The following is a 927-nucleotide window of genomic DNA, read 5'->3' on the forward strand; positions in this document are numbered from 1 at the left end:
TCCACGCTCAGCTGCCGACGTCGCAAATGCTAAACCAGCTGGGCCCGCGCCAATAACAGCCAACTTCTTAGCCGTTTCTACTGGAGATGAAGCAAACTCTGTTTCGTGACATGCCTTCGGATTCACCAAGCAGCTAGTTAGCTTGCCGCTAAATACGTGGTCAAGACAAGCCTGGTTACAACCGATACAAGTGTTGATCTCGTCGCTCTTGCCCTCAAAAGCTTTCTGAACAAAGTCAGGATCCGCAAGGAATGGGCGTGCCATCGACACCATATCGGCATCGCCACGCTCTAGAACTTCTTCAGCCACTTCCGGCGTATTAATACGGTTAGAAGTGATCAATGGAATATTAAGCTCTTTTTTGAACTTAGCGGTTACCCAAGTAAATGCTGCGCGCGGTACTTTTGTCGCAATTGTTGGGATACGTGCTTCATGCCAACCAATACCAGTGTTGATGATGGTTGCACCTGCTTTTTCAATCGCCTTACCTAGCTGTAGTACTTCTTCATAGCTGCTTCCACCCTCAACCAAGTCGAGCATAGACAAACGGTATATAATAATAAATTTTTCACCCACGGCTTCACGTGTACGACGCACGACTTCTACAGCCAAGCGCATACGGTTTTCGTATTCGCCACCCCATTGGTCATCACGCTTATTAGTACGCTTCGCTAAGAACTGGTTAATGAAATAACCTTCTGAGCCCATGATTTCAACGCCGTCATAACCACCTTTTTGAGCATTAACCGCTAACATTACGATATCACTGATCTGCTTTTCGATACCGGCTTCATCAAGTTCTTTTGGTGGAAAAGGGTTAATCGGTGCCTGAACAGCAGAAGGCGCAACCAAATTAGGGTTAAACGCATAGCGACCCGTATGTAGAATCTGCATACAGATCTTACCACCCGCTTCATGAACGGCATC

General features: G+C 46.9%; 1 pseudogene. It reads right to left on the reverse strand.

The features are described from left to right. Window positions 1-927 (reverse strand): annotated as a pseudogene (gene fadH / locus A3757_RS22610) (NADPH-dependent 2,4-dienoyl-CoA reductase); the annotation flags it as partial.

Source organism: Oleiphilus sp. HI0117 (assembly GCF_001635235.1).